The organism is Undibacterium umbellatum (genome assembly GCF_014284125.1).
Taxonomy (GTDB): domain Bacteria; phylum Pseudomonadota; class Gammaproteobacteria; order Burkholderiales; family Burkholderiaceae_D; genus Undibacterium; species Undibacterium umbellatum.
On the sequence record NZ_JACOFX010000049.1, the window covers coordinates 1 to 2,102 of the forward strand.

Consider the following 2,102-nt stretch of genomic DNA (forward strand, 5'->3'; position numbering starts at 1 on the left):
TGTCTGGTGCGGGGTTGTGGTTGCTGGCAATGCCTGGCAAGACCACGCCGCCCGCGAATTCACCAGAGGGTGAAAGCAAAACGCATTGCTCGCCAACTGTGGGCGGGTTCCATGTCTTTGTTTTGCCTGCCCGTGTCGTTGCCATGGGCAAGAAGCCGGTGACGATATCGCCAATTTGCAGGCGCACTTGCGGTACGCGGCCGTGCTTGACTTCGGCGATGGTGCCAAAGCGGACGAGATTTTGCAGGCGGCGGGAGAGGTCGGCAAGGGTGAATTCCATGCCGTCTATGGTGACGTGACCGGGCTAACCAGTCACGCGGGGAGGGGTTGCTAAGCGGCTTAGTAACTCAGCGGCGTTTACGCGTGCGCGAGGGGTGTGAGATATTTTGAGGTAACATGCGTACGAATACGCGGGGCTATTCGTAGAACGCTCACATTGGTAAAGTCTGGTAACGCAGACCAATCAAAACAAATGTTTCGCCTTTGAGAAACGTTGGGACACTAGCGATGAAAATGTTTAAAAAGATTCTTGAGAATACACTCGTCGGCATGGCATGGATCCAAATGACTATAGCATTTGTGGTTTCTTTATGGAGTGTCCAAGGCGAATATGGAATGGCTGCAATTGCTTTCGTCATAATGCTATTTTTACTAATTGACGACTGCAGAAAATATGGAACAAAAAGGATTTTTTCGATGCAGGTGTATGATTCATTTGGGCCGAATTATTACAAGTATCGCGCCGTAACGTTGGTTATTTCGTTCATTGTAAATATTGGGGCATACATTGCTTGGTTTTTTGCAAAATGACCGAGAAAAATCGCGGCGCGGGGTCTGATATTTCTACATTCTCAACTTGACGGGCGAATACGCTGGGTTATTTGCATCTACACCGGCTAAATCATGCGTACGAATACGCGGAGCTATTCGCACCTACGCGGGCTCATGTGCGAAAACTTGCGTTAATCAAGCGCAATCCAAGGCGACATTTCCCACGGAGTGCGCCAGGTAATATTGTGGCGTGCTTTGAGTTCTTGTTTCATCCAGCCCCACATTCTTGCTGTTCGCCCGCGTTGGGCGTCGCCTAGTTCCCCGGCGTCGAGCTTGTTTCTTGCTTCGAGGCGGATGGCTTCAATTAAATCAGAATACTCTGGGTCAACTTCGATTGGGTCAAACAGTAATGACGCGTAGAACCATGGTGCGCCCCGTTCAAATCGTTCCACATACAGTAGACGATGCTGCTCCGAAAGCGGTTCAAGTACTGCTTTGGACTCCAGCACTGATATACCTGTGGCGGCGCGAAGGCGCATTACTAACGTTGCAAGACTTGATTCGTTCGGGGCTGTCATATTGTCCTGACGTGGCTGCCAATTTTCTTGGCTCAATGCCACATTGTATCAATACCAACACCAGACACAGGTTTTTTGTCTGCGTCTGGCTGGTGTATTGCATCAGTGCCTTAGTTGCGTGGGCGATGGATAGCCCAGCAGGGTGCACCAGTCTGTTAGTTCTTCAAGCAGACACTGCCGTTTGACAGGGTGGGTGGTGGTTTTTAGCTTGTCCAGGGCGGCCTGGTGGGCGGCTTGTACTAGCTGGCGTTCTTTGGTGGTCAGGGGTTTGGTGGTGATGGCTGGTTGCATGGTGGTGTCCTGTTCAATTGTTGGCGTGTGTGTCTCTTGCGCGAAATACGTAGCATTTGACTGACTTGTTGAGCAGACCGCTGTTGATGGTGGCTTGCTTGATAAAGGCTGGGTCTTGTGACTCTGAGATGTATTTACGCAAAATTGACAGGTAGGGCAAGGCAATCTTGTGCTGAACGGCCAGCTTTGCGACCTGGGGCAGGTTAATGGCGATCTGGTCAGCGGAGCGGCTGTGGTTGGTCATCACGCCCAGCTCATCGAGTTCATTGATGATGTTCCAGAACTGCGTCACGCTCGCATGCTGCTTGGGTCTGGCTGGCGCAGGCTCGACGGGCAAGGGCTTGGGAATAGGCAGGTGGTCAGCGTCAATGACAGCGACACCCAAAGCATCAGACACGCGGCGCAAATCAATATACAGGCTGGCCCTGATGGCTGGCTCACTGTTTTGGGCTATTTTTTGAA

The 2,102-nt window shown here is 51.4% G+C and carries 5 protein-coding genes; 1 reads left to right on the forward strand and 4 read right to left on the reverse strand.

The window, feature by feature from the left end; translation table 11 throughout:
- A partial coding sequence (locus H8L47_RS29055; RefSeq protein ID WP_186957321.1) for a phage baseplate assembly protein V occupies window positions 1-280 on the reverse strand: 280 nt, incomplete at its 3' end.
- Between the two features lie 227 nt (window positions 281-507).
- Here H8L47_RS29055 and H8L47_RS29060 point away from each other — a divergent pair.
- The gene (locus tag H8L47_RS29060; protein ID WP_186957322.1) at window positions 508-810 is read left to right on the forward strand and encodes a hypothetical protein; all 303 of its coding nucleotides are present in this window, start codon (window positions 508-510) and stop codon (window positions 808-810) included.
- Between the two features lie 152 nt (window positions 811-962).
- Here H8L47_RS29060 and H8L47_RS29065 read toward each other — a convergent pair whose 3' ends face one another.
- The 3 genes from H8L47_RS29065 to H8L47_RS29075 form a co-directional block, all read right to left on the reverse strand.
- Complete coding sequence (locus tag H8L47_RS29065) at window positions 963-1,391, reverse strand: hypothetical protein (protein ID WP_222616727.1); 429 nt, start codon at window positions 1,389-1,391, stop codon at window positions 963-965.
- A gap of 60 nt (window positions 1,392-1,451) precedes the next feature.
- Window positions 1,452-1,640 (reverse strand): hypothetical protein, encoded by a 189-nt coding sequence (locus tag H8L47_RS29070; protein ID WP_186957324.1) that lies wholly within the window; start codon window positions 1,638-1,640, stop codon window positions 1,452-1,454.
- Window positions 1,641-1,653: 13 nt separating this feature from the next.
- Window positions 1,654-2,102 (reverse strand): hypothetical protein (locus H8L47_RS29075; RefSeq protein WP_222616728.1); only part of this gene is annotated, 449 nt, incomplete at its 5' end.

Coding starts and splice junctions, on each gene's coding strand:
- H8L47_RS29060 (WP_186957322.1), top strand. CDS start 508: ATGAAAATGTTTAAAAAGATTCTTGAGAATACACTCGTCGGCATGGCA.
- H8L47_RS29070 (WP_186957324.1), bottom strand. CDS start 1,640: ATGCAACCAGCCATCACCACCAAACCCCTGACCACCAAAGAACGCCAG.